Source organism: Lactobacillus paragasseri, from assembly GCF_003584685.1.
Lineage (GTDB): Bacteria > Bacillota > Bacilli > Lactobacillales > Lactobacillaceae > Lactobacillus > Lactobacillus paragasseri.
This window is the reverse complement of record NZ_AP018549.1, coordinates 656893-681215: the sequence shown is the minus strand read 5'-3', so window position 1 is coordinate 681215 and position 24323 is coordinate 656893. Positions and strand designations below refer to the sequence as shown.

Annotated in this window: 44 protein-coding genes and 2 tRNA genes; 6 read left to right on the top strand and 40 right to left on the bottom strand. The window is 36.5% G+C overall.

The window, feature by feature from the left end; genetic code table 11:
* Window positions 1-9: 9 nt before the first annotated feature.
* The 34 genes from LpgJCM5343_RS03325 to LpgJCM5343_RS09480 form a co-directional block, all read right to left on the bottom strand.
* Complete coding sequence (locus LpgJCM5343_RS03325; protein WP_113576246.1) at window positions 10-1365, bottom strand: phage tail sheath family protein; 1356 nt, start codon at window positions 1363-1365, stop codon at window positions 10-12.
* The gene (locus LpgJCM5343_RS03320; protein WP_174705296.1) at window positions 1365-1574 is read right to left on the bottom strand and encodes a hypothetical protein; all 210 of its coding nucleotides are present in this window, start codon (window positions 1572-1574) and stop codon (window positions 1365-1367) included. The genes LpgJCM5343_RS03325 and LpgJCM5343_RS03320 overlap by 1 nt, the downstream gene beginning before the upstream one ends.
* Entirely contained in the window at window positions 1558-1965 is a 408-nt protein-coding gene (locus LpgJCM5343_RS03315) for a phage tail terminator family protein (protein WP_113576244.1), read from the bottom strand. Before LpgJCM5343_RS03315 ends, LpgJCM5343_RS03320 begins: the two co-directional genes overlap by 17 nt.
* The gene (locus LpgJCM5343_RS03310; protein WP_113576243.1) at window positions 1962-2396 is read right to left on the bottom strand and encodes an HK97 gp10 family phage protein; all 435 of its coding nucleotides are present in this window, start codon (window positions 2394-2396) and stop codon (window positions 1962-1964) included. The genes LpgJCM5343_RS03315 and LpgJCM5343_RS03310 overlap by 4 nt, the downstream gene beginning before the upstream one ends.
* On the bottom strand, window positions 2393-2755 hold the full coding sequence (locus LpgJCM5343_RS03305) for a hypothetical protein (RefSeq protein ID WP_113576242.1): 363 nt from the start codon (window positions 2753-2755) through the stop codon (window positions 2393-2395). The genes LpgJCM5343_RS03310 and LpgJCM5343_RS03305 overlap by 4 nt, the downstream gene beginning before the upstream one ends.
* Window positions 2752-3141 carry a head-tail connector protein gene (locus LpgJCM5343_RS03300; protein ID WP_113576241.1) on the bottom strand — a complete coding sequence of 130 codons (390 nt, stop codon included), beginning with the start codon at window positions 3139-3141 and terminating at the stop codon, window positions 2752-2754. The genes LpgJCM5343_RS03305 and LpgJCM5343_RS03300 overlap by 4 nt, the downstream gene beginning before the upstream one ends.
* Before the next feature lie 8 nt (window positions 3142-3149).
* Window positions 3150-4226 carry a capsid protein gene (locus LpgJCM5343_RS03295; RefSeq protein ID WP_113576240.1) on the bottom strand — a complete coding sequence of 359 codons (1077 nt, stop codon included), beginning with the start codon at window positions 4224-4226 and terminating at the stop codon, window positions 3150-3152.
* A complete protein-coding gene (locus tag LpgJCM5343_RS03290; protein WP_113576239.1) occupies window positions 4226-4783 on the bottom strand; it encodes a phage scaffolding protein in 558 nt (185 codons plus the stop codon). Before LpgJCM5343_RS03290 ends, LpgJCM5343_RS03295 begins: the two co-directional genes overlap by 1 nt.
* Window positions 4784-4902: 119 nt before the next feature.
* Window positions 4903-6045, bottom strand: a complete 1143-nt coding sequence (locus LpgJCM5343_RS03285) for a minor capsid protein (protein ID WP_113576238.1) — start codon at window positions 6043-6045, stop codon at window positions 4903-4905.
* On the bottom strand, window positions 6035-7447 hold the full coding sequence (locus LpgJCM5343_RS03280; RefSeq protein ID WP_015981466.1) for a phage portal protein: 1413 nt from the start codon (window positions 7445-7447) through the stop codon (window positions 6035-6037). The genes LpgJCM5343_RS03285 and LpgJCM5343_RS03280 overlap by 11 nt, the downstream gene beginning before the upstream one ends.
* Complete coding sequence (locus LpgJCM5343_RS03275) at window positions 7438-8667, bottom strand: PBSX family phage terminase large subunit (protein WP_113576237.1); 1230 nt, start codon at window positions 8665-8667, stop codon at window positions 7438-7440. Before LpgJCM5343_RS03275 ends, LpgJCM5343_RS03280 begins: the two co-directional genes overlap by 10 nt.
* Window positions 8630-9145: a hypothetical protein gene (locus tag LpgJCM5343_RS09590; protein ID WP_252148271.1), complete on the bottom strand. Its 516-nt coding sequence runs from the start codon at window positions 9143-9145 to the stop codon at window positions 8630-8632. The genes LpgJCM5343_RS03275 and LpgJCM5343_RS09590 overlap by 38 nt, the downstream gene beginning before the upstream one ends.
* 65 nt (window positions 9146-9210) lie before the next feature.
* Window positions 9211-9507 carry a QueT transporter family protein gene (locus tag LpgJCM5343_RS03265; RefSeq protein WP_113576236.1) on the bottom strand — a complete coding sequence of 99 codons (297 nt, stop codon included), beginning with the start codon at window positions 9505-9507 and terminating at the stop codon, window positions 9211-9213.
* A 210-nt stretch (window positions 9508-9717) separates the two neighbouring features.
* A tRNA-Gln gene (locus tag LpgJCM5343_RS03260) sits at window positions 9718-9789 on the bottom strand.
* A gap of 741 nt (window positions 9790-10530) precedes the next feature.
* Complete coding sequence (locus LpgJCM5343_RS03255) at window positions 10531-11061, bottom strand: hypothetical protein (protein WP_113576235.1); 531 nt, start codon at window positions 11059-11061, stop codon at window positions 10531-10533.
* A 29-nt stretch (window positions 11062-11090) separates the two neighbouring features.
* Window positions 11091-11258: a hypothetical protein gene (locus LpgJCM5343_RS09490; RefSeq protein ID WP_003648036.1), complete on the bottom strand. Its 168-nt coding sequence runs from the start codon at window positions 11256-11258 to the stop codon at window positions 11091-11093.
* On the bottom strand, window positions 11245-11463 hold the full coding sequence (locus tag LpgJCM5343_RS03250) for a hypothetical protein (protein WP_113576234.1): 219 nt from the start codon (window positions 11461-11463) through the stop codon (window positions 11245-11247). The genes LpgJCM5343_RS09490 and LpgJCM5343_RS03250 overlap by 14 nt, the downstream gene beginning before the upstream one ends.
* A gap of 2 nt (window positions 11464-11465) precedes the next feature.
* Window positions 11466-11753, bottom strand: coding sequence for a hypothetical protein (locus tag LpgJCM5343_RS03245; RefSeq protein WP_113576233.1), 288 nt, complete (start codon window positions 11751-11753; stop codon window positions 11466-11468).
* Window positions 11743-11874 (bottom strand): hypothetical protein, encoded by a 132-nt coding sequence (locus LpgJCM5343_RS09665; protein WP_262975503.1) that lies wholly within the window; start codon window positions 11872-11874, stop codon window positions 11743-11745. Before LpgJCM5343_RS09665 ends, LpgJCM5343_RS03245 begins: the two co-directional genes overlap by 11 nt.
* Before the next feature lie 390 nt (window positions 11875-12264).
* Entirely contained in the window at window positions 12265-12726 is a 462-nt protein-coding gene (locus tag LpgJCM5343_RS03235; protein WP_113576231.1) for a RusA family crossover junction endodeoxyribonuclease, read from the bottom strand.
* Window positions 12723-12884, bottom strand: a complete 162-nt coding sequence (locus LpgJCM5343_RS09485; protein ID WP_167435369.1) for a hypothetical protein — start codon at window positions 12882-12884, stop codon at window positions 12723-12725. Before LpgJCM5343_RS09485 ends, LpgJCM5343_RS03235 begins: the two co-directional genes overlap by 4 nt.
* Window positions 12885-12953: 69 nt before the next feature.
* Entirely contained in the window at window positions 12954-13316 is a 363-nt protein-coding gene (locus tag LpgJCM5343_RS03225) for a hypothetical protein (protein ID WP_252148270.1), read from the bottom strand.
* Complete coding sequence (locus tag LpgJCM5343_RS03220) at window positions 13300-13545, bottom strand: hypothetical protein (RefSeq protein ID WP_100733147.1); 246 nt, start codon at window positions 13543-13545, stop codon at window positions 13300-13302. Before LpgJCM5343_RS03220 ends, LpgJCM5343_RS03225 begins: the two co-directional genes overlap by 17 nt.
* The gene (locus LpgJCM5343_RS03215) at window positions 13542-13862 is read right to left on the bottom strand and encodes a hypothetical protein (RefSeq protein ID WP_100733148.1); all 321 of its coding nucleotides are present in this window, start codon (window positions 13860-13862) and stop codon (window positions 13542-13544) included. The genes LpgJCM5343_RS03220 and LpgJCM5343_RS03215 overlap by 4 nt, the downstream gene beginning before the upstream one ends.
* A complete protein-coding gene (locus LpgJCM5343_RS03210; protein WP_113576229.1) occupies window positions 13855-14142 on the bottom strand; it encodes a hypothetical protein in 288 nt (95 codons plus the stop codon). The genes LpgJCM5343_RS03215 and LpgJCM5343_RS03210 overlap by 8 nt, the downstream gene beginning before the upstream one ends.
* Window positions 14135-14398 carry a hypothetical protein gene (locus LpgJCM5343_RS03205; protein ID WP_113576228.1) on the bottom strand — a complete coding sequence of 88 codons (264 nt, stop codon included), beginning with the start codon at window positions 14396-14398 and terminating at the stop codon, window positions 14135-14137. The genes LpgJCM5343_RS03210 and LpgJCM5343_RS03205 overlap by 8 nt, the downstream gene beginning before the upstream one ends.
* An 89-nt stretch (window positions 14399-14487) precedes the next feature.
* Complete coding sequence (locus tag LpgJCM5343_RS03200) at window positions 14488-15234, bottom strand: phage antirepressor KilAC domain-containing protein (RefSeq protein WP_113576227.1); 747 nt, start codon at window positions 15232-15234, stop codon at window positions 14488-14490.
* Window positions 15235-15245: 11 nt separating this feature from the next.
* Entirely contained in the window at window positions 15246-15857 is a 612-nt protein-coding gene (locus LpgJCM5343_RS03195) for a hypothetical protein (RefSeq protein ID WP_223225666.1), read from the bottom strand.
* 3 nt (window positions 15858-15860) lie between these two features.
* Window positions 15861-16196 carry a helix-turn-helix domain-containing protein gene (locus LpgJCM5343_RS03190; RefSeq protein WP_188884728.1) on the bottom strand — a complete coding sequence of 112 codons (336 nt, stop codon included), beginning with the start codon at window positions 16194-16196 and terminating at the stop codon, window positions 15861-15863.
* A gap of 5 nt (window positions 16197-16201) precedes the next feature.
* Window positions 16202-17164, bottom strand: a complete 963-nt coding sequence (locus LpgJCM5343_RS03185; protein WP_113576226.1) for a conserved phage C-terminal domain-containing protein — start codon at window positions 17162-17164, stop codon at window positions 16202-16204.
* 14 nt (window positions 17165-17178) lie between these two features.
* The gene (locus LpgJCM5343_RS03180; RefSeq protein WP_113576225.1) at window positions 17179-17964 is read right to left on the bottom strand and encodes an ERF family protein; all 786 of its coding nucleotides are present in this window, start codon (window positions 17962-17964) and stop codon (window positions 17179-17181) included.
* Window positions 17965-17969: 5 nt separating this feature from the next.
* Window positions 17970-18248, bottom strand: coding sequence for a hypothetical protein (locus LpgJCM5343_RS03175; RefSeq protein ID WP_003648022.1), 279 nt, complete (start codon window positions 18246-18248; stop codon window positions 17970-17972).
* Entirely contained in the window at window positions 18248-18574 is a 327-nt protein-coding gene (locus LpgJCM5343_RS03170; protein ID WP_113576224.1) for a hypothetical protein, read from the bottom strand. Before LpgJCM5343_RS03170 ends, LpgJCM5343_RS03175 begins: the two co-directional genes overlap by 1 nt.
* Window positions 18575-18625: 51 nt before the next feature.
* Complete coding sequence (locus LpgJCM5343_RS09480) at window positions 18626-18772, bottom strand: hypothetical protein (RefSeq protein WP_020807688.1); 147 nt, start codon at window positions 18770-18772, stop codon at window positions 18626-18628.
* Between the two features lie 65 nt (window positions 18773-18837).
* On the opposite strand from LpgJCM5343_RS09480, the gene LpgJCM5343_RS03165 reads away from it, so the two are divergent.
* A complete protein-coding gene (locus LpgJCM5343_RS03165; protein WP_020807689.1) occupies window positions 18838-19113 on the top strand; it encodes a hypothetical protein in 276 nt (91 codons plus the stop codon).
* On the opposite strand, the gene LpgJCM5343_RS09660 is transcribed toward LpgJCM5343_RS03165, so the two are convergent.
* The 4 genes from LpgJCM5343_RS09660 to LpgJCM5343_RS03150 all read right to left on the bottom strand — a co-directional run bounded on the left by LpgJCM5343_RS09660 (window position 19082) and on the right by LpgJCM5343_RS03150 (window position 20207).
* Entirely contained in the window at window positions 19082-19216 is a 135-nt protein-coding gene (locus tag LpgJCM5343_RS09660; RefSeq protein WP_020807690.1) for a hypothetical protein, read from the bottom strand. The genes LpgJCM5343_RS03165 and LpgJCM5343_RS09660 overlap by 32 nt on opposite strands.
* A 115-nt stretch (window positions 19217-19331) precedes the next feature.
* A complete protein-coding gene (locus LpgJCM5343_RS03160; RefSeq protein ID WP_025012262.1) occupies window positions 19332-19610 on the bottom strand; it encodes a hypothetical protein in 279 nt (92 codons plus the stop codon).
* 4 nt (window positions 19611-19614) lie between these two features.
* On the bottom strand, window positions 19615-19950 hold the full coding sequence (locus LpgJCM5343_RS03155; protein ID WP_011678806.1) for a DUF771 domain-containing protein: 336 nt from the start codon (window positions 19948-19950) through the stop codon (window positions 19615-19617).
* 32 nt (window positions 19951-19982) lie between these two features.
* The gene (locus tag LpgJCM5343_RS03150) at window positions 19983-20207 is read right to left on the bottom strand and encodes a helix-turn-helix transcriptional regulator (protein WP_113576223.1); all 225 of its coding nucleotides are present in this window, start codon (window positions 20205-20207) and stop codon (window positions 19983-19985) included.
* Window positions 20208-20360: 153 nt separating this feature from the next.
* Between LpgJCM5343_RS03150 and LpgJCM5343_RS03145 the strand changes: the two genes are divergently transcribed.
* The 5 genes from LpgJCM5343_RS03145 to LpgJCM5343_RS03130 all read left to right on the top strand — a co-directional run bounded on the left by LpgJCM5343_RS03145 (window position 20361) and on the right by LpgJCM5343_RS03130 (window position 23161).
* Complete coding sequence (locus LpgJCM5343_RS03145) at window positions 20361-20699, top strand: helix-turn-helix domain-containing protein (protein ID WP_003648015.1); 339 nt, start codon at window positions 20361-20363, stop codon at window positions 20697-20699.
* A 5-nt stretch (window positions 20700-20704) separates the two neighbouring features.
* Window positions 20705-21157: an ImmA/IrrE family metallo-endopeptidase gene (locus tag LpgJCM5343_RS03140; protein ID WP_113576222.1), complete on the top strand. Its 453-nt coding sequence runs from the start codon at window positions 20705-20707 to the stop codon at window positions 21155-21157.
* A 60-nt stretch (window positions 21158-21217) separates the two neighbouring features.
* Entirely contained in the window at window positions 21218-21844 is a 627-nt protein-coding gene (locus tag LpgJCM5343_RS03135; RefSeq protein WP_113576221.1) for a DUF3862 domain-containing protein, read from the top strand.
* A 74-nt stretch (window positions 21845-21918) separates the two neighbouring features.
* Window positions 21919-22056, top strand: coding sequence for a hypothetical protein (locus LpgJCM5343_RS09475; RefSeq protein ID WP_167435360.1), 138 nt, complete (start codon window positions 21919-21921; stop codon window positions 22054-22056).
* A gap of 1 nt (window position 22057) precedes the next feature.
* Window positions 22058-23161, top strand: a complete 1104-nt coding sequence (locus LpgJCM5343_RS03130; RefSeq protein ID WP_119609731.1) for a site-specific integrase — start codon at window positions 22058-22060, stop codon at window positions 23159-23161.
* Between the two features lie 78 nt (window positions 23162-23239).
* Here LpgJCM5343_RS03130 and LpgJCM5343_RS03125 read toward each other — a convergent pair.
* Together LpgJCM5343_RS03125 and LpgJCM5343_RS03120 are read right to left on the bottom strand one after the other, a co-directional pair.
* Window positions 23240-23313: transfer RNA gene (locus LpgJCM5343_RS03125), tRNA-Arg, on the bottom strand.
* Between the two features lie 170 nt (window positions 23314-23483).
* A complete protein-coding gene (locus tag LpgJCM5343_RS03120; RefSeq protein ID WP_101890533.1) occupies window positions 23484-24254 on the bottom strand; it encodes a Cof-type HAD-IIB family hydrolase in 771 nt (256 codons plus the stop codon).
* Window positions 24255-24323: the final 69 nt, after the last annotated feature.

Here is a 24323-nt window from a genome sequence, read left to right as displayed (position 1 = left end):
ACGTTCCTCCTATCTAACTACCATTGTCATGTAAAGTTTTTCCATTGCATCAACTGGAGTAACTGCCAAGTTAACAACGATAGAGTCAGTATCATTCCCTGCTTCTATTGTGACATCAGTGTTCTTGAAGCTTTGAATGATATTTCTATTTTGTAAACCCATTAAGTAAGCGATTCTGTCTGCCTTAAAGAGATCACGACCAGCTGCATTGTTACCGGCTTTGCCTAAATAAGTTCTTTCAAAAGTATTTTCAGTGTCAGTAGCAATCTCGTCTAAAGTTCTCATTACTCTATTTTTAGAGAATGATTGTGGCTTTTCAGCTGTAAACTTGTGTAATGAATTGATATCTTGTTCAATTACTACTCTTTGGCCAGGACGTGTAGTGAACACAATTTGCCCAGCATCAAGAGCCTTAATTGTCTTTTCATTATCAAGCTTAGGATATGCAGCAGTAGCGTCTTCAACATCAAAGTAAGTTAAAGAAGTTGCTGCATCTGCTGATGCTGAAATACCAGCAAAGAAACCTGTAGCATCTTTAACATCTACATTAGTACCATCGCTTAAAGTGTAACCGTTCACAACGGTTGAAATACCCTCATAGTTATAAGTAGTATCTGCATCAGTAGGAATTGCACCTCTAACCTTGCGACCTTCATTTTCACGGAGACGCTTAACTGCTTCCACAACCAACTTGTTCATGTTGCTTGATGGTTCAAAGCCAGCAGTAGTAACAACTGCGTACTCTTCATTTTCTAAAGCGTCATTCAATAAGCTTTCAACTTTCTTAGGCTCTGTGGTAGCTCCACCAGTCAAAGTGCCTGAAACATTAGTGAATGCAGTAGGCTTTGAACTCCCCTCTTCGACTACTTTTGCAGTGATGTAATCATTGCCCTTGAACTTATCTAATTCATTGAACTTGATTGATTGTTCATCAACCAACTTAGTACCAAAGATAGTTGATACAGTAGCCGCATTCTTATCAGCTGGACTAACTTCAACACTCACTGTAATTTGATTACCCTTTTCACCTGGATAATTTGCAGTAACAGTCCAAGGCAGCCCTTCTTTAGTCAAAGTCGCTGCTGTACCCTCATTGGGGTTAAGAACAAGAACTTTAGAAGCACCTTTTAGTGTTTCCTTTAAAGCTGTAAGAGATGGATCATCTAAAGTAGTACCTAATGTCTTAGTGAAATCACTGTTAGCTTCTACTTCAATGACACCATTCTTGCCCCAGCCTAAGCCTTTATCACGAATTAACAACACTCTACCTAGAGAAGAAGCTGCTTCTCTTTGACCATTACCTACGACATTGATATAAGCGCCAGGTCTGCGCTTATCTTGAGCTTTCCAAGTTCCGCCTGACATTAATATCCCTCCTTAAATTTTTCAACCGCTTCTTTAACTTCTGCGATTGTATATTCCTTATCATCATTTAAAGCCAGTTTTAAAACGTCTCTCTCAATCGGAGAAAATCCTTTATTTGCAACTAGCGCCCTTTTAGTAAATTTCGGATTGTCAATTTTAACGGTTGCCTTGATCGTTGCTTGGGCTTCCGTCTTATTTGAGTCCGCCATTAACTTCAATCCTTTCTAGCTTTTCACCGTCTTGAACCGGATACATCTCTAACCTCAAATCAAAACTCATTACTAAAGTTTCATCATCTTGGTTGATAGTCGTTTCTCGGTTTCTAACAGTTGCATAATCATCTAATATTGTAAAATTATTCAGTAATTTTTGCTCTACTTCTTCCATATCAGCATTAGGTCGATCTGGATTAGCAAAATATGTTATTGAGTAAGACAAGCTTCTATCTTGAATATCAAAAAAGCGACTCTTAGTGACTGTCATTATCTTACTGATATAAAATGACGGCACTTGAAAACCGCTTTTCTGTTTTTCTGAATAAATTGTCACATCAGGAAATATCTCTGATATTCGCTTAGCTATTCTTTCAACTATTGTCATTCAAACAAGTCCTTTAACCCCCACAGATTCTCTGTTACCAACTGTGGCAACTGTCTTTGAATTTGTGGAATAGATTTCTTCATGTAAAACTGACCAGGCACCCAATCTCTAACCAGGCGCTTTTTCAGTACTGGTACATATCTTCCAGGTGTCTGTCTGTGACCACTTTCAACGTAAGAAGCATATTCAGCATTGTTAATTAATTTGATCGTCCAACCACCGCCACCATAGCTCGGTCCTTCTGCCGTCCATGATCTACGGAGGTTACCTTGCTTTACAGGAGTATTTGCTTTCAAAATTCGTAATGATTGTGTACCAATACGCTTAGAACTCTTTCCAAGCTCTTGTTTTACATAGCCACTATCAATTTTCTGTCTCACTCTACTAGCAAATTGCTGAAATTGAGCATCGTCAACATGTCCTAGACTCATGCTTTCTCACTCCTCACCATTGCTACTTCCTGATGACTGAAATAACCACTATAGCCCTTGCTAGCACGTTTATATTTAGTAATTTGACCATTTACATCAGTCACATAAATATCTGCACCAGCAGGGATTTTAATGCCATTTCGAATAATCAATTTTGCATCATATTCGTCAGTGCCGAAGAATGATTGTTCACTAGCTGATTGCCCTTTTAAGACAACCTTAGCTGGTTCATCTTCAACAATAGTCACATCTTCGTTATTAGTGATGTAACCATGTTTGGTTGGCTGAGTACCCACAATCTTAACTCGATCATTCCATAGCTTAGGAAGTGCATTTTTTAAACCATTAAAGTAACTCATTGGGCTAACCTTCTAAAATTATTGAGTAACAATACATAGTTATCCGTAATCGTATCAATAGCTTGCAATGCTGAATAAATATCACTTGGAGATCTAAAAGAAACAGATGTATCGCCCTCTGATAGGGATTGAATATTCTCTACTTGTTGATCTTTTGGTACTAGCCATTGATGAGTGTCAATAGTTTGTACTGCTAAGCCTAAAATAGTTGGTTCAAGCTCTTCTGGTAGCTCTAAAATTGGAATATTTGTGTAAATTGAAACATCAGAAATAACTTTTTCTAGTGTAAATTCCAATACGCTGTCATAGTTAGGTGCATTATCATTATTAGGCAGAAAATCAGCTAAATGTTTTTTGACCTCTTCAAATCGTGGGTATTTATCCATCTAACCACCTACTTCACTAAAGCTAATAATTCGTCTTTCTTGGTCTTACCATTGTAATCAATGTGCTTCTTATCTAAGTAAGCCTTAATTTCTTCGACAGTGTTATTTGCGTTTGGTTTAGCATCTGTTTCGGCTGTTTTATCACGTCCAACTGGATCAGCGCTACCGTCTTTTTCAGCAATAAAGAACTCAACACCTCTGAACTTAGGTTTAAGTAAAAGAACGTCATCGTAACTTTGTTCGTAGTATAACCAGTTACCAGAGTTTGCGGCTGCCGGTGCATCCAACCCAACAAAGTCATATTTTTCAGGTGCAATTTGAACACCGTTGTAAATAAGCATCATCTTAATTTGTTTAGCATCAGCAACAGTCTTAGAACCATTGGTAAAGTCAAACTTAGTTTGGAATAAATCTTCTGGTACTGCAACAACAGTGACTTCATCAAGTGAACGAACAGCACGATTAATGTTTTGTTGATCGCCCACGATGATTGTTCTATTAACTGCTTCCGCTTCTTTAAGCATGTAATACGTACCAGTATCAACATATAGAATACGTCCTTGAACTGGAATTCTGGCACGGTCAAAGTTACGCATCATTTGATCGTAAGCTTTTAAGATGTTTGCTGCGTCCAAACTTTCTGAATGGATACCAGTATTTTGATCTAATCCTTCGGCAGTATTGGCAGCTTGACGTTGACTGAATAACTTAGAAAACATTTCTCGGTCTTTTTCAGGCATCTTGCTATCTAAGTTGTATTGTCTAGTGATATTAGCGATTGATAATAATTGATTACTTTCATCAATATCTGATGGATCAACCAAAGTACTCCAGTAACGTTCGTTAGTCAATTCATAAACATCGTAATCTAATGAATAGTTTGCTGCTGGTTGTGTAATAGTACGTCTATCACGGTTTTGACGTCCAGATAAAATTGATAACCGTGGAACTTTAATATGTTTTGCATCTAAAAAATTAATTGTCTTGTTAGATGGTGATTGCCACAAAGCGCTTGAATATAAAACGTCTGGATAAAAACCATCAATAACTGCTTTTTGATATTTGTCAGCGTAATTAATTGCCATTATTTGTCTCCTTTAAATATATCAACCATTGCTTGGACTGGATCAGCGTTAGCAGGTTTTCCATTATTTGGTTGGTAATCTTGCTTACTACCTTCATCAAATAAATAACCATCAGATTTCTGCAAAGATTTAATTTGATCGTCTAAGCCAGTTAAATTACCATCATCATCAAGCTTAATTTCGTCCATGTTCAAAAGACCTTTAACAGCCTTATTATTACGAGCATTAGCTTTGCTTAATGATTGGTCAATTGCACTATTTAAAAGATTAGTAGCAAGTTTTTGAGTAAGGTCAGCCGTATCCTTGTCATACTTGCTCTTTAAATCATTAAATTGCTTAGTCAAGTCTTCATTATCTTTAACTTGAGAGCGCAACTTCTTTAAATCCTTATCTCTTTCACTCATCTGGGACTTAAGAGCTTCATTCTCTTCTAAGATTTCAGCATTGCTAGCACTTGCTTTATCCTTAGCATTTTGAATGTCTTCGCCGTTTAAATCCATGATCTTCTTAATCTGCTCTTCTTGTAATCCAAGCTCTTCTAATTGTTTTCTTTTCATTGTTCTATCCTTTCACACGTTTTATACGAGTTCGCCTCTCATAAGGTCATACAAAAAGAGCAGTTTAACGACTTACTCAGGTCAAATATTAAGTTTCTCTCAAAACAGCCTCATAATAATCATTCCAAAGTTTTAGGAACTTGTTGATAGTCTTTTTTGGGAGAACTTAAACTTTTCAGCATATTTAAACCAATAATTTTAATGCCAGATACTTTCTTCCAGTCCTGATATCCTAAACGCTTTTGATTAACGGACTTATTCCACTCACTGTAATTCATATCCTTAACATAAACGCTTTTACCTGTTTTAGGATCTCTACTCCAGCGAGTTTCAACATCTGGTAAGTCTTTATCATAAGGAACAGTCGTACATCTACAATAAGGGTGAATCAAAGGATAGTTAATACCCTCTTTTTTATCTTTGACATTAAAAATTCGCTCATCTAAGTGGGCGCATTGGTCACAAGTGTTGCTTTCTAATGTAGCTAAATATTGGTATTGTTCAATATCACTATCTTTATAAAACTGTGCTGTTGCTTCTTCGGCAGCGTGTCCCATTTCAGTGATAACTAGCCTATGCAAATCTCGATCAGAAACCTTTTTAAACCGATCTCTCATCATCGTAACAACCTTGCTTGGAGAATAACCAAATAAAGTGGCTCTCAGCATTGTGTCAGTTAACTCATCAGGAAGAATTTCAGTGTATTCTTTCCAAATTCGTTTGCTAAAGTCGCTACCTTTCCAAGGACTGTAAACAATATTTTCTAATTGCTGTTCATTGAAATGATTTAGCTTGATATCTAGTTGACCAGTAGCTCGATACTTGTCGTAAGCATGTAAGTAATAGCTATTCTGGTACTGTTTAGCTAAGCCTTTTTGCATTCTTAACTGTTCGGCCATGCCGTACTTCTTAGAAAACTCAACCATTTGTTCATGCAACTGTTGAAGTCTGAAAATACGGCTTTTGTAGTATTCAGCATTTAACTCTTTTTCATAGCCACCAGCCTTAGCTTTTCTTTCAAATTCTTCTAGGGTCATAGACCACTTAGTTGAGTTAATATTACCCAAAACACTAGCAGCTTGTTTCAAGCCAACATGGTTCTCATTAGCATATCTTTGTAAGTAAACTAAAGCTTCCTTTTCAAATTCATGCTCTAAACGTCTCAGTCGAACTTGCATAGCAGCTTCATAATCTGCTGACGATTCAAGTTGCTTTTTCTTTTCAGCGATAGCACGTTTGCGCCAGTATTTACTACTGTTCATCGTTCACGCCTTTACCGTTTAGCTCGTCAGCTTGGTTAGAATATGGATCATTTTCTTCTTTATCCTTGGCTAAGTCTTTCAGTTCCTGTTGCCAATCATCAACAATAGGATTAGCTTTAGCAACTGCTTCTTTAGAACTGTAATTTGCTACAGTAGAAACTATTTGAGCCTTAGTCAAGCTATCCTCTACCTTAGTTCTCGTCCAATGTTGCGATATATGGCGCTTGTCAGCATCTGAAAAGTTAAGGTAACGCATGATTGCCCGAACTAATTCATTAATAGCATGTTCAAAGTAAGTTTGTGTTTTAGCAGCCTTTAATTCTAAGTGAGAATACAGCATCTTGATTGCTACACCAGAAGCATTTGAACTCTCAAAGTTAGCTGGATCAATTCCTTGACCAAACAAAAAGATATTTTTACGGGTTATCTTAAGTGCATCATCACGAGCTTCAACAGGAATATCAATTTGTAGCTTGTCAACGCCACTATTATCCCCGTTACCTGTATTATTAATCTTAATAGACTTATATTTTCTTAAATCGTTCATAAATTGATGTAAGTCAGCACCGCCATAGTTGGTTAAGACAAGAATTACAGTTTGAACATCGTCTAAGTCATTAATAAATCCGTTGTAGATATCATCGTAAGCGTCAATTAAGCCCTTATACTTGTTAAGCTCAGGCAATCTGTACTTATTTTTAGAAAATTCAATAAAAGGAACACGTCCAAAGTTGTGTTTTAAGGTGTTTGACTGTCCTGTTTCATATCCTGCACTTAAATCATAAGAAGTAATGATATTGTAAGGCTCAATCACTGTGCTATCGGTTGCATTTGTCCTGAAGAATTGTGCTTCTTTATCCGTCCAATATTCGTGAACCGTGAAATACTTACCACTATCAGGATCTAACTGCTTGTAACTTCTTAGAATACCCAGCAACTTATTATCCAACGTTGTTGCATAAATAGGAGTGATCTGGTCAGGTTGGATAATTCCATATCTGAAATTGCCATCTTCATCAATCCAGTAGTGCAACCAAGCTCGACCGGCATTTGAACTATCTACTAACAAGCCGTTAAGCGTCAAAGCACGATCATCACCTAAGACATCAATAATTTTCTTGTTATCGGCATCTTTTCCTACATCAATATCAGGGAAGACAGAAGCAACATAACCAGCTTCTTGGTCTACCAGTAGTTGGTAAAAATTAGATGGAATACGATTATCAGCACTTCTTAAAGGATCTTTCTTGCCCTCCTTATTAAGCTTAGCTTTACCGTTGTTTCTAGTAGTAATATCAGTCTTATTCTCATAATAATTTACTGCTTGTTTGTAATTATTGATTAGATCATTTCTACTAGTAGAAGTGTTTTGTATTAACTTCTTTAATGCGTCTAATTCCAAGGTATGAAACCTCCCTTCTTGTTTCTGCTATAAATTGCATATCTAATAGCGTCTAGCCTGTCGTTGTGTCTTACATCATTTTCTTTGAGTGGGAGCCCTGTACTTTCGTCCCAAGCATATTGATATATCTCATCAAGTAAGCCACTTGACGCTGTATCAACCACATAGAACTTTCCCTCACGCATTTTCCTTGCTACGCATTCAATTCCGGGCAACACATTCTTATTTGCGTTGATACAGTTCAGCCCGTTGGATTGAAACTCGTTCACGTTATCAGGTCTTGCCGAATCAGCATAAAAAATAAGATTGCGCCCGAACCTTGTCTGTAAGTTCTGTGCAACCTTAACCCAGTAATTAATGAACTTGTGCTTCTGTGTGTAGTCTTCCAAGACGTAAGTGTTACCGTCCTTATCATCGCCTAATAAGATGATCGGATTAGGGTGTTCATAACCCCAGTCAACGCCAACATAGTAATCTAAACCATCTGGAACACGATTTTTAGGAATTACCATTGTATCTTTATTGAAATCTTGGTAGACAATTCCGTCACCTGTAACCCACTGACCTAAAATACCACGGTCATAAAACATTCCTCTTGGAGTAGCAGCCTTTAAAGCTTCAACATAATCTTTTGAAAGAAAAGTGTTGTCGTCAATTGTAAAACTAAACGCCTTAATCCTTGCCTTAGGATCATGATTATCAATGTAATCTGTCTTAAGCCAGTGTGTAGGAATATCAGGGTTTGTGTCGCAGATAATCCTTGCTGATCCAATAGAACAACGTTGCACTATTTCTTGGAAAACTTCATGCGTGGCTAAACTTGCTTCGTTTATATAAGCCCCGTAAGAAGTCATACCACGAATAGCACCAATTCCTCGAACTGATCCTGTATAAGCTGGCACTATATCAATGCCAAAAAGATGATAATGCCCGTGTCTGTCGGTCTTCATCACTATTCCGAATTGATTTTCAATTGATGAGATGACATTTGTATAGATTGAATTTGAACTATACCCTGCAAGAATATATTGAGGATGTGGTTCTTTTTCGATCTCAGCAAGCTTTTTAATTCGTTTAAGCTCTAGTAAGAAAAGATAGTTATCTATCACTGTCTTACCAGCACGGACAGCACCATTTAAGATCAAGTACTTCCAATCATCGTTAAGGTAGGATTGCAGCACCTTAATCTGTTTCTTCGTTAGTAGATTTATCAGTGCCAACTTTTCCTGCCTCCTTAGTCAATTTATTAAGCACTTCTTCAAGTTGCTCATTGTCTTCCATGCCTAATCTTTCAGCAACAATTGCCTTAGCTTCTTTAATACGTGTATCAGCTTCAATATTTTTAACTCTCGCTCTGGACTCTTTGGCTTGTGCTCTAGCCAAGGCATTAGTAGCTCTTTTCTCTTCTAAAGTCATTTCTCGTTTAAGTAAATATGCTGACCAACCGGCATCATTCTCTTTCATAATTTGACCAGCAATGTTTATCAAAGCCTGTGTTTTTAACATGCTTTGCCATTTCTTCCTTTTGACGGCATATTTAGGATTTTTCTTTTCGAACCTACGCCATGTAGACGTATCAATTTCAAGCAAAGAACAGGCGTCTTTAAGCGTTAGTCCAGCAATCATATATTGCTTCATTTCGTCAATCATCTTTTGATCAATTTTGCACGGTCTACCAGCGCCTTTTTCATTGCTCACAACCTAAATCACCGTCCTTTCTAAAAGCAAAAATAAAAGGCTACTTCCTTGAGTAACCTAAATAATTATTTTGATAAATCAATTCTTTTAGATAAAAAGTAAACCAAAATAGCACAAATTAAGCATGAACCAAATTCACCTAGCATGGATGTTCCATAGGTTAACCAGAATGGTACATGTTGAATATAGTGAAGTTCCAAGGCTATCGGTAACATTCCGATAAAAGTAGGAATTAGGGTACTTACCACTAACTTCATTTTTAAATTGGAAATGTGTTTATTAATCAAATAAATCATGACAGCAGTAATAAAAGTTGCTGACGTTCCAACTAACATATCAATTGGACCTAATGGACTACCCACTGAGCTAAGTTACCAAAATAGGAAAGCCGCGTCTATTATGCTACGCTTTTACGATTGCCGTGGCTTCTCACTTTTAGATTTAATACGGAGTCACGTTTGCCATGATGCTCGCCTTACCGCTAACCGCTAAAAACAATCAACCATTTTAGAAGGTAAAATATTTAGATTAGCTCTATCCAAAAATGTTTCAAAAAATATAGAGCTGATCTATAGGACTAGCTGGGCTCGAACCAACAATACACAGGATCAAAACCTGATGCCTTACCATTTGGCTATAGTCCTAGAATGCTCTGTTAGGTACAGAGCTAAACCAGATGCAATTCTGTAAATTAAAATCAGACAAACAAAATATATTCGTGATCTGAATAATATTATTTTTACGCCTGCTTTCCGACAGGCAATGGGCAGGCGAGGAATTGAACCCCGCTACATAGTTGTGAAAGAAAATTCCTCTTTTCTTTCTAAATTTCAAATTGTGCCACTCTACCCACGGCAGTTGCTGCTGCGGTCCAGCCAACAACTACCCAGCTCTTCCCACGCTCTCCTCGAAACCGTTGAGGGTCATGGCATAGGATCTCCCTAGGCAAACTATTATATACAATAATCAACAATGAACTACCGCCTAGGTTATCAAGCAATCAGGATTCGAACCCGATTGCCTGTATCAGATAAAAAAAGTAAATAAGAAAAAGTAAAAATAAAAGAATTGTAAGCCAAAAACCAAAAATAAAAGTCATTTAGAGGAATTTGTATCGCCTGAATTTAATCAGGCTATAACCGCCAGTCGAATTGAACGACTGCTAGCGTCTACCAAGAACGGTTACTTTAATTCGTTACTTACCGAAACAAATTAAGATCTTCTGTATTAATTTCGAAAGGAGATTTTTTTCGAACGTACCGCACGTAGTACTGTCGAGGTGCAGTCGAAAGATCGTAACCACCACGTCTAATCTTTCGACAATACTAATTTAGCATGAAACGTACGCAACTAGTGCGCAAGGTTTACGCAAGCTTTACGCACGACTAATTTTTCCGAATCTTAATTTTATCCGGCCATACTGTTTTTACTTTTTGGCTGAACACTCGTAGGTCGGGTAAATCATCAACGCCGAAATATCTTTTCCAGTAAAGCCAACGATCAGCGAACTCGCATTGTGCGTTAATCTTCTTAGTATCAATTGACCTAGTCGACAGATTAACTGTAGCTGCTACATCAACGATACGTAGCTGGTCAATGTATGTTCCAATTAAGATACGTCTGTAAGGCTTTAAAGCTGTATCAGTGCAATTATCCATCGTCCGATAAATCGCTGCACAGACCTTTCTCACAGGATCAGCAACATCAATGTCGTCTTGTGCTTCGTCAATGAAATTCTTCTCAACACCATTCTTATTTGTTGATCCCGGTGCAAATGATAATTGAGGGCTTGTAAGTTGATTACGGTGTAAGCCAGCTAAATTAAGATAGCTCTGAAAATTAATAGTCAGGAACTTATCCACCCTTTTAGCTGTAGCTCTTAAATTTGGCTGTAATCCTAAGTCAATCTGATACACACTTACACTCCCTCTCGTCTTCTAGTTGCTTAGTTACTTGCTTTATTCGCTGCGAACATATCAGTAAATATTCGATCCGTGATCTCATAAGGATCTTCATCTTCGGGGCAATGATGCTTAGCATACTTCAAGATGTTCAAGTACATCATGACTGCTGTTTCATTGCCTACTTCTAAATCGTTCCTAGTTTCGTCCATCATTCGACCTCACTTTGATTTCATGCTCAATCAAAGGTAGCAGCTCCTCAGCTTTATCTTCATAAATCATTTCTTCAATTGTTGGCTCTATAATGTTTTCAAAATTCTTGATGTTTGATTTAAGCATTGATCTAAAATTCTTAAGTTGTTCTGTCTTAAAATCCTTATACGTATAAGGATTTACTTCATGCCCGTATAGTTGCATTGCTAGAACTCCTTGTCAGGTTCTGATAATGCTCTCTTCAACTCTTCATCAGTTATTTTTGTTTCTTCAGCTACTCTTAAGTCCCAGACACCATCGCCCATGTATGTCAAAATGTCATCATAACTGAAAGAACACATATAACCCAATTTAGTATGAACTCCCCAAGTGCAATTAGCTAACTCTCTTGGATCAAACTTCAACAGACCATGATCTTCTAAAAAACTTCTAGTGTACGTGTCCTCAAACTCTTCTCTTGTTCCTCTAGTTCCAATCTTTAACTCAATTGCCATAGTTATCTCTCCATTTCTTGTAATATTCTTCAACTTCTTTGTCGTAATCTACCGGCTTAAGTGAACCGTCTTCTTGTACGTGATACCATCCACCTTTTTGATACTTCAAATCACTACTCATAGGCAGAACACCACAAATCCGACAGCACCCAGACAGATTAACATCCCTGCTACAGTGATTAACTCAGCACTATGCTTCATATTGTCTTTTTGCTAACTTTAAAGCTAATTTCTTATCGTTAGCGATGCTTGCATCTACAAATTTACTTACCAAACTCAAATCAATTTTTTGCATACCGACTTCTCAACACCCTTTAATAGCTTTCACATTTATACCGACTATTTTGTTTTTATTTAGCACAACATAGCCACCTATTTCCCTAATAATTATTAGTTCATCTTCCATATTGTCTTTTATACGTTGAATTACTGTTCTTGGTTCGAATTGACTCTGAATTGTATACGTCAAACCATTATTCATAGTAATTTCAATAAAACTAAAATCGTTCATCTAATCACCCATATCTCTCTTAATTCTCACGTCAACTCTTGCACGTTCGGCATACCTCTTTTTGACTAACAAGGTTGTTACTTGCTTGTCATCGTGGTAAACGCCTCTCAAAACTTCAACCATTTTGTGAAGTCGTTTATCACGCTTCATTTTTGGGTTCATGCCGTCCATGATGATTTTACCCACGTTATCAGCATCTGGTTTCTTAGTTGGCAGTTCTTGGTTAGCTAAACATAAAGCCTTACGCTTCTTGCTTAAACTCTTCGGTACTTCAAAATATGCCATAATCTTAACGTCTAAAGGCTCATCTTTATCAAATATACCTTTGAAACTGTTGATCGCTGTATACCTGACTAAATCTTCATATCGTGCCGTTTTAGCTGGCGTGTAAGTTACCGTCCTAGTAACTCTCGGTCTAGCCTTACCTACTGGCGCTCCTTCAATCGTAAAGTTAACTCTCAATCGTCACTATCCTCATAATATTCAATTCCAACAGGTTTTAGCACACCAATAGGCCAACCTGTTTCACTATCGCAAATTTCTAAACCACCAATTATGTTAGCTATGTTTTGCCATTTTTCTGGATTTAAAAAATAGGTATTCTCTGAAATTTGTTCCATGTTTACATCGCTCCTACCACCAAAATCACTATAGCTAGCAGAATTAAGAATGCTGCTGCAAAAATCCAATCAGGCATAAATAAACCCCACCATAACTGCAACTCGTCTAATATCATGAAGAATTGGATCTTGCAACCATTCTCGATACTTATCGCTAACTGGCATATATTCACTTAAACCCCAACATTCCCAGTCCTCTCTTATTGACTTTTCATCATCAATATCTAGCAATGCTCTAAAAGCTCCTTGAAAAGTTAACCCCATTCCTGCCTGCATTTCGTGAGATGCCCAATCAATTCTTGCTTGAACAAAATCCGGTAACGGAAAGTTCATTGCAGGTGGTGAACACTTACCATCTACAACTCGCCAGCCATAAGCCCAACGATAACTTTCTTCGACACTATCTTTCTCTACTTTAAATTCTTTCATCATTTTCTCCTCTAATTACTCTACGCCAGCCTTCTATCACTTCATGATTAGACTTCGGCGTTTTCTTTTTTGATAAAATTTCATAGCTATATTCAAAATGCTCAAATGCGGTTTCTTTTACAGCTTTTTCAATCTCTTCTTCGGTAGCATTATCATCTACTTCAATATCTTCATAAGTATCTTCTGGAGGTTGATAATAATCTGGCGAATCCCACGAAACTCTTACTTTCATAGTTTTCCTCTCATCCAGTCAGGTATCTCTAAACCTGCATACTTAAACTTATTTGCTTTCACGCACTTCACAAAAATCCAATCCACGAAGACGTTAGGCTTAAGCGTTCCATCTTCTTCAAGATAGCAATTAGGTATCCAGAAGTTTTGAGTTCTGTATTCTGTTTCAAAGTCTGGATTAAGTAAAAATCTCTTAGCTCGCAATCTATCGAAATGCTTCTGTGTATATTCAATCAACCTAAAAGGAATTCCCCTGTAGTATTGAATTTCTGTATTGTACCTAATATGTGGTTTTTGTTTTTGCTTTTTCCTAGCCAATTGATAATCTCCTTCCACATACTGGGCAAAATTTAACTTTTTGAGAATATATTTCAAACCCATCTTTTAAAAGTGCTTCAGCTCCAACTGAATATGAATAAATGTAGAAGTCATATTTAGTTGCTCTATATAATCTAATTTCGCAACTACCGTAACCTTTGTCAATTATGTTTTTACCAAAACCGTATGCATCAAAATCACAACAAAGACATTTTTCTCTTTTTATATCTTTTCTCTCAAACCTAGTAAGCAACTCGTCTACTTGATTTTTTCTAGTCATTTGTTAATTTATCCTCTGCTACAGAATCATCTTCTAAGTAAATTTCATATGTATTTTGCAAGCAACCTAGCAAATCCGGAATTGATTCTCCAACAACAGTGTCTGATTTATCTTTTAAAGATTTACCTGTAGCAAGTTCGATAGCATAGAAGTATTCGTCTTCGACTTCAACTAGTTTTACTTCTTTAAAATCAGCTGACTTTTTATTTCTTAAAACTACATTGTTACCAAGTTTTGGCATTTTAAATCTCTTCATTGCTTAACCTCCAACTACTTCTCTGACCACGCCATGAAGCACCTTAGCGTCTTCGATGATCTTCTCTAAATCGTGACTCTCTTCAAGCATTACGCAATGTCCTCTCTTTCAATCAACGGTAGTACGTCATTTTCTTTCAAAATATCGTAAATTAAGCGTCTACCCTTTTGAGTCCAAGCAGTAAGTGGCTTAGCATGATCCTTACCATGCTTGTCGGTGTAGGTGTGAAGTTTCGTTGTAGTGTACTTCTTGCCCATGTAAGCTTTATATAAGATCCATTGTCCGTTGACTTTATGCTGAATACCTAGTGCATGTAGCAGTTTGTTAAACTTAACAGCCGTATAACCGTAATCCATAGCAATTTGAGTAGTAACCATTGCGTCAGTAGTACCAAGAATAACATCCAAGTAGCTAGCTTTCTTGTTGCTTTCTTCAAGTTGGCGGTTCAAGCTCTTATTTTCCAGCTTAAGTTGCAAGTTTTCGCTGTGAAGAATATCCATAGCACGTTGAACAACGTTTTGTGGATCATTCCACTTTCGCTCTAAGTCTAAGAAATACTCACGATACAGTTTTGATTTTTCTGTTCTTGCCATCATAGCCAATTGCTTAGCCATTGGAATTGTCAAAACATAATCCTCTAACTCACGTTTAGCACCATTTCCGACAACCGTACTTGCTGTACACTTGTAAAAATCTTCATTTTTAGTGAAAAAGTTAAAATTATTATCAACCCATCGACTAAATCTTCCCTTTAGTTCAAGTCCCTTATACAAATCTCTAGCACTAACAAGTTGCTGGTCATTCTGTACTGTTACTTTGATTAATTCGTTATTCATCGTTGTTATCCTCACTCAACACAGTTTTTTAAAATTGTGAACATAGCGATATCACTTGGTTTAACATGCAGTTCATTTACAAGAAATAGTGTTATATTCTTTCCTGCGCTATCCAGCCGTTCACTTACCTTATCTTTCTTATCACGTTCATTAAATGCACTAGCGTTAGCTAGATCATTAACTGCTTCTAGTAGCAACCCCACATTCTTTGATTTTTTATTAGATTTGTTTTTTGGCTCTGAGTTTTTTCTACTAGCAATTGCTTCTTCGGCTGCTCTAGTTCTAATTGCCAAAATATTAGCTGTTTTTTTCAAAATGTCGATGCAATCTTCTTGAGTGTATTCGCCCGGCGTAAATGGTTCTGTATCGAACCCGACAAAACCTTCCTCACTTTCAATATCTGAAAAAGTACCAGCAAATGTTACTCCACCCGGAAATTCTTCAAATTCATCCCACGAGTCGAAAAATAATTCTTTGCCCATTTCTACGTGATTTCTCCAGCTAAATGGATCTTTATGCAAGATCTCAATATACCCTGTGTAATAGCGACCAAAAGGCATATCCATCTCTTTTACTACAGCAATTCTTCCGCATAATTCTTCTCTATAAACAACTTTTTCCATTTTCTATTCCTCCGCTGAATTAATTAATAGCTGACCAATCTTTGACCAAGAAATGCTGTCTTCTGGGTACTCTTCGCATAGCATGTCCGTGATACGGTTATATGCGTCTTGCTCCTCTTCGTTTAAATCGTGGATGTCGATATACTCGTCAACAGTTCCTTGCAAATAAGGCACTGATACGTTGAAATAATCAGCTAACTTCTGCCACTTTTCTATTTTGGGTTCACGCTTACCATTTTCATAAAAGCTAATTACTTGATTACTAAGATTTACCTCATTAGCTAATTCTTCTTGACTAATTCCTCTTTTTTCTCGTAATTCCTTTATTCTGTTTTGCATAGTGGTTACCTTCCAAAATTTTTAAAAATTGCGTCACGTTCTTCTCGTGATATATGCGATACTGGATTTTGTTTCTGAATTTGTTGTTGAACCTGTCCCCAATCAGTAGCCCTTCGAACTGGCTTGCTTCCAAAATTCCTTCGTGGAATAGGTCCTGTGTCTGGTTGATTTAGATATGCTTCAAACTTAGTTCCAAAAAGTGTTTCTGGTCTTAAGTACTGAACCATGTTGCCATCTTGTAGCCATTCAGCACATTTCTTGTCTATAACTGTTTTAAAATCAACATCAGTAAAGCCCTCGTTGTATCTAGCTTTAATTAGTCGCCTTGTAGCTTTAGAAGTTGGTCGATAATGTGAATTAGTCTTTCTGTTTAGGTAGTCAATAATTTTTTCGTAAGGTATTTTTTGAGATTTTTGTTTTGGTTCGGAGTCGACGTTCTCTGAACTCGACAATTTATTTATATTATTATCTTTACTTAACTTATCTTTACTTAACTTATCTTCGGTATACACGTTGTCATCATCTTGTATACAAGTTGTATCCAAACTGTTTACATCTTGTTCTTTTTTAGTATCCATGTTGCTATCATCTTGTTTACTTTCCGTATCCTGAACAATCGGTTTTCTTGTAACAAGGCGGTATTGCTGAGTTTCAGTGACTTCTAATTTCTTCTTGTCTTCCTTATAAACTGTTTCATGATAACGATCTTTAGGAATATAGTTGTGAATGAACCAATCTTTAATTGCAATTGCTCCGTCTTCAAACACAAACAGATAACCTTTTTCAATTAGAAGTTTTAAATCATCTTGATGTGCTCCAATTGATCTAGTGATAGTTTTAGGATTTCCAAGAAAGCCATCATCATCTGCGTGCATTAATAAGTGGAAGTATAAGTTTTGCGAAGTGGCAGGCATATCTAAGAAGTTATCTGTATCAACTACTTTGCTACTTATCATTCTTCTGCCCATTTTTATCTCCTCTCTTAAGAAATTGCTTCTTCAATTGCTTTTTCAACTTCGGGATCTTGAGCATAGTCAGGAATACTATTAGATTGTTCTATTTTGGCTTTAGCTTGTTTCTTTTTGTTAGCAGCTATAGCCATTTCTGTGAACTGTCTTACTGCTTCTCCGTCAGCTGAATTTTCCTTTAGCTTTTTGTGCCACCACTCAATCGGAACACTTGTCTTAGCATCAAGTCCCATCTTCTTTTGTTTGTCGCACTCGGTGTAGATGGTAACTAAGAACTTCTTTTCCCCGTTGTAGTCAGCTTGATATTCGTAAAGTTGATCTTTAGTCATCTTCTTTGGTTTACTCGGCGTTGCTTGTCGCCTTACTGGCTTTTGCTTCTGTGCTGGTTCTTGTTGTTGGTTTCTCTGATAACCATTACTATCGGTATCTTGCGTATCATCAATTAGGAACAATTTCGCTAAAGCATACTTAACTGCGTAAGAGCTAGTAGCTCCTGAAATTTGACTGTCGTCCATTCCTTTTTTGTTTAAAGCTTCTCTAGCCCAACCTTGAACACTAACTTCTTGTTCTGCGTCCTTATACCTTGCAGCTTCAACAAAGTAAATCCGTTCTCCAACCATTCGAACATCTTCATCAATAGTCAGGGTTGCTCCATACTTAGCAAGCAATGGTTTCAACGCTTGCTCAATATCTTCTGCATTTCGATACTTATATTTACCAAAGCTGTTATACTGGCTCTTCGGTGCTTTTAATTCATTTTGAATTTGAGTTAAAATTGGAACTTTTACTTTTTCTGTCATAGTGGTTACTCCTTAGGTTTCTGTGATAATGCTTGTTTCATCACGTCTTGACGTGCGTCTTCTGCAATTTCTCGTAAGTAATTGATCTCTGCTCCTAACGTTCCTCCGGGAAAACTATCGTCAATTTTTGGTTTCAACTTATTGATCCAGTTAATACCTTGTTGATATGATCCTTGAGTTAAGGCTTCGGCAGCTATCTTCTTTCTCCAATCGCTCGCTTCTTTTTCCAACTTGTATTGCCAAGTCATGTACTCTTTTTCAAATTCGGCATGTTTAGAGGTCATCAGTAGTTACCCTCCAGTCCATCGAAGAAATCTAAGACATCGTCTTTCCAAATATCATCGTATTGGTCAACAGTGGCTAAGTATTCGATCAATTCTTTCTTGTCCCAGCCTGTACGACTGATATAGTTATCAATTCCTAGGCTGAAAATTTGAGTAGTGACAAAATGTTTAAAATTTAAATAATCGCAATCACTGTCGCCGATAGTAACTAAGTTCCAGCCTTCAAATGCTGAACTAATACCTTGATCTGCTAGTCTTCTTTGTTCTTCTTTTAAACGCTGCTCCCTAAAAGTAACAGCCTGTGCGGGTGTCATTATTTCGATCATTGTGGTAAAATACTCCTTAGTAATTTAATTTATAAAACCTTTGATTAGTCGTTACTGATTGCAGTCGGTAACGGCTTTTTTTTGTTGCATTAAAGCAATTTCGAATTGTTTCTGGTACTCATCAATAGCTAGTGGTGACTTATCTTGTCTAGCAAAAAATGCGTTGCTGTTACTAATTAATCTTGCTTCTAATGTCATTTACTCCACCTCCTTAAAATACGTAATTTATTGCTATAATTAGTCTCAAGAAAGGAGGTCTAATTATGCATAAATATCTTGTAACATTTGATTACGAAATTGCTCCTAATAATGAGCCATTAGCTGTAGCTATTCGAACAAAACTTGAAACTTTACCTGATACAAAATGGTTTCAACACTTGCCCACAGAAATCATTTTGATTAGTCCTTTGAGCATTGATAAAATTTTTGACGAAATACAATGTCTTGAAGAAACAATTCGAGTTTCAGTTTGTGAATTTTCTGATTTTATGACTAATTCGTCTAGAACTAACCTTTGGCTTCACCAGAACAACGCTTAACGTAGCTTTCATAAGCTGCAATATATTCTTCTTTTGATACAGGGTTTCCATTAAAGCTCATACCTTTAAATGGATCTCTGTATTTTTTTGTTTCTTTTTCCATTGTTTCCACCTCCTAAAGGAACATTCTCCAAAAGTAATAGCCCAACATAGTGATACATATAACCCCTGCTGCAATTACTTCTGAACACACAATTGCAACTAGCCAATCTGTCTTCTTACGCTTCATTCCAGCGATCTCCAATCGTTACTAAATCTGTAAGTGCTGCGTTAATTTGCTCTTGCTGTTCCTTAGTACCTACCTTTTTAAACATATCGGCTAACTGAATAACACTTTCTAAGGTGTTACCTAGATAGGCAATTTCAGCCGATCCATCTTTGTTAACAACAATCTGTTCATCTTTGATGCCAATCTGATATTCAGCATCTTTCTTCCACTCGAATACGCCTCTTGATACCAATTGTCTAATTACGTCGCCCGTTGTAACCTTTATCATTTTTCTACCTCCCAAAATCTTTCTTAATACTTGCATTCCAATCAATGCGGTGATAGTTTTCTTCAATCCACTTTTTAGCGTCTTTTCTAAAAATGATTGTTTTCTTGCCGTTGTGTGGGTTAACTACAAAACCACCATTTTCGAAATCAATTTCCTTTTTAAACTTATCGAAAACATACAACCTTACCCACTCTTGACCTTTACCTCCGCAATACTTTTTTCGGAACTCATCAATGTTAATTGTTGCGCCCTCTGCTTCTTCCTTTTCCTTATCAAATAAAGCTTTGATAATCGGCTTAAAGATAACTATGAGAGCATCTTTATTAATTAACTCAGGCATTTAATCACCTACTTTATTATCACTATTTGTTTCTATTTTGTAACAATTTTATAAACTTTAGTAGTAATTAAATTTAAAAAAATATCCTGCCCCTTGATATTAAATAATTTTGCCATAGCTTTAATATACTTGGGCTTTGGAACTACTTCTCCTCTCTCCCACCTTGAAACTGTAACATTAGTAACGCCTAATCGCTTTGCTAATTCAGCTTGCGTAAGCCCAGCTCCAACTCGTAAGCTTTTAAGTTCCCGCTTCATTTTATCAACTCCTTTATCAACTTACATATATATTATATACATTATAGTTTATAATGTAAACACTTTTTACTACTTTTTTTACTTTTCAAGTTAAAAATATGTATAAAGTATTATAATTTAAGTACAATAGTTGATAAACGGAGGTTGAAGAGCATGATTGGCGATAGAATACGTGAGTTGAGGACATCTCATAGACTCTCACAAACAGAACTAAGCAAATTATTACATGTATCTCAACAAACTATTACTAAATGGGAAAATGGGAAAGCTGAGCCTTCAAGCGGTGCTTTAGCTAAACTAGCTGAATACTTTGATGTGTCAGCTGATTATTTATTAGGTTCAGATAAAACTAGTGAGCCTAAATCCGTTGACCTAGAAAAAGACCCTGTTGTTCTTAGCTACGGCGGTCGCCCTGTATCAGATGAAGATATGGACGTTATCAAAGCTATCCTTGAAAGACATAAGAATGACGGAGAGCCTCATTACGAGTAACGCCTATGTATAACAATGATTTACTCATTTATATATGTAACCTAATTGAAGATCATCATCTTAGTTACATACTATCTCGATTAGAAGACAGACATTTTCGTTCTAGGTATCTTCCTAAACAAAAAACCATCATTATTAATACAAACTGGTGGAATCCACCAGAAGTGCCATTTATGGCTGCTCACGAATTAGGACATTATATAAATGGCGATAAGGGAGTTATGTACTATGCCCATGATTATGACTGGCAAGAACACGATGCCTTTAATCGTAATGATGATGCTTTCAAGGAAGATCAAGCTGATCTGTTTGGCTTAAATCTTATTTGGGACTATGCCTCTTCCCAAGGCTACACTTGTGAAGATCCTGGAGAGTTTATGCTACACTTTGGCATTCCAGAAAGATTAAAAAAAGTTGTTGCTAAAAAATTCAAAAGCAACAACGATCTACTATTTTAATAGTCCAATACTGACGACTTTAAAAGCTGATTGTTAAGGTATAGCTCATAGGAGGATATTATGAAAAAGAAATATTTAGTTGCTGCTACTGGACTTGCCCTACTCGGCTTGTCTTTATCAGCTTGTTCTTCAAATAGCAGTAGTAAGGGAAACTCTGAAAAGACTACTGAACAATCAAAGAAAAAGAACGAAGTTATCTCTCAAAACAAGGAACTAAGGGGAAAGTTCGATCAAATTAAAGTTGGTAACTTCTTATCTCAAGGAGAAGGTGGATCAACCACTGATGAAGTAAAACAATTGCTTGGTAATCCTGCTTCTTCTACCACTACCTCATCTAATGGAGTTAAGGTTAAGCAACTCACTTGGACTAAAGGCGCTGTGACAGTAGCAATTCAAACTTTAGACTCAAACAAGGTTGTCTCAAAAGAAATTACTGGCTTCAAATGGGGCAAGCGTGATGAAAAAATCACTTTAGGCGAATTTAACAATATTGCTGACGGTTCTACTTACCAAGATATCGTTAACAAGTATGGCGAACCTGACGGATTACATGAAGCCAATGTTGCAGGAACAAAAATCACTAATGCTGTGTGGCTAACAGGTATTAAGGGAGACGATGGAGCTAGTGCTACCTTATCATTCGAAAACGATAAATTAACCACTAAATCTCAAACTAAACTTAAATAGTAAATATGACCAGTTAACACTGGTTTTATTTTTACAGCTCAATAGAACTGGTGTTCTGAAAGGAGGTGACAAAAATGTTGACCAATCGAGAAAAACTTAGAAGATTAGGAATTTTCGCTTGCGATCCCTATGGAGAAGAGAAAGATATTTGTGATGAAGACTTTGAAAAAATAGTCGAGATGCTAGGAAAAAAAGATAAGGAAAAGGAATAGTATGGGAGTTTATCAAGATAAAAAATCCAAAAAGTGGTATGTAAAACGCTCTTGGTATGATATTGATGGTAAACGGCATTATCTAACCAGACGGGGCTTTAAAACAAAACGTGAAGCTGAAAAAGCGGATAATAAGCTTGCAGTAGAAATAGATGATGGCATAGATGTTACAGAAAACCCCATTTTTGCAAATTGTTATGATGATTGGGTTAAGACCTATAAGAAAGGAAATGTCGCCCCTAATACCCTTATTGAATACAATCTTGAAGGAAAAAGAATAAGGAAGCTATTAGGAGCTGCCAAAATTAAAAATATAAATCGCTCCAAATATCAAAAAATTATTAATGAATTTGGGGAAAATCACGCAAAAAATTCAGTAAAAAAATTGCATAGAGCTATCCGCACTTGTGTTAAGTCAGCAATTCAAGATGGAATTATTACAAGAGACTTTACTGAGAATATCCAGTTGGCATTTAATAAAGATCATGATTTAAAAGTGGACTATCTTGAATATGATGAAATAAAGTTACTACTTAATCATCTCTATAACGCTGCTAATCCTAATTTTCCCGGTAGCTATATGATCTTATTAGGATTGACCACTGGACTTAGGGAAAGCGAAATGGCTGGGCTTAAATGGGACGATTTGAACTTTGAGGATAATACTATTAAAGTTCGACGTTCTTGGGTTTATTCTCAAAAAGAGTACGGTCCAACTAAAAATGAGTCTTCTGTTCGTCCAATTGGAGTTCCAAATTTTATAATGAAAAAAATCAAAGAACTAAAGATAAATGATCCAGAAAAAGTTTTTTGGTCAAAAGCACGAAATGGCTTTCCTAATTCAAAGAGTTTAAATCGAACTTTACGAGATAACTTGGCTGAATTAAAAATTAAACGAGAAGGATATCATATCCACTCGCTTCGACATTCTCAAGTTGCAATTTTACTAAGTGCTGATGTAAGCACCTATGATATTGCTCAAAGATTAGGACACGCAACCACTAAAACTACAGAGGAAATATATGCAGAAACATTTGAAAAACATCGCAAAAAAATTGACTCTAAAGTTAATTCTGTCTTTAACAATCTTAAGAAAAATGCTTAAAAAATATACTTGGGGGTCATTTGGGGGTCAAATAAAAAATTGCACAAAAAAGACGCCCCATACGGAGCGTCATATCAGTGATTTGGGTGAGATTCGAACTCACGACCCACGGTTTAGAAGACCGTTGCTCTATCCAGCTGAGCTACCAAACCAGTTCCTTAACAGAACATATTCTAGTATAGGGAAAAGGAAGTTGGATGTCAATTATTTTTTGAAGAAATTTTCATTTAAATTACCCCTTTAGTTCCAGACTTGTACACAGCAGATTATTAGTGGTTAAAAGTTAGCCATACGATAAAATGTCGGCTGTTATAGTGCCATTTTAAATCAGCTTATAGTGCTTACAGGCATTATAGATTCCATCTTCATTAATATCGCTAGTCACATAATCAGCAATCTGTTTCACCTGCTCTTCTCCATTGCCCATAGCAATACCAAGTTGAACAGCCTTTAGCATGTCTAAATCATTCTCGCCATCGCCAAAAGCCATGGCATCTGTTAAAGTTTGTCCCTGCAATTTAAGATACTTCTCAACGCCAGCTAGTTTACCACCATCTTTTGAAATAATGTCGACTGCATACTCATTCCACCAACTTAACTTGCAATTTGGAAGATTATCGACTAATTTCTTTAAGTCATCGCGCTTTCCATATGCAATAAATTGATAGACCTTTTCACCGTGATATTTACCAACTGGTGCAACTTTACTAGAAACAGCTTTTTGAGCAGCAACTACTTGATCTGTCACAAAATTAATGTATGGTCCTTCTTTACCAATCGTAGTAATCGGGACAGCCTCCTCTTTAATTAATTCAATCATCTTTTCAGTATCTTTTTCATCAATTGGATTACCAAAAAGTTCATTACCATTTTCATCTAGACAGAGTTGCCCATTCATCGTCAAATAACCGTCAAACTTTATATCTTTAACCGGTAATTTTTTTAATTGGCTCATATCACGCCCAGTAGCTAACACAAGTTTGATTCCATTTTCACGTAAAAGCTTAAGTGCCTTTCTAGTACTTTTAGGCACACTATCCGTTTTATGCGAAACTAATGTTCCGTCAACATCAAAAAAGATTGTTTTTATCAAATTAAGTCACTCCTATTTTATAAATTATATCAAAAATGCGCTTTCAAAACTGAAAGCGCATCTTTTTTA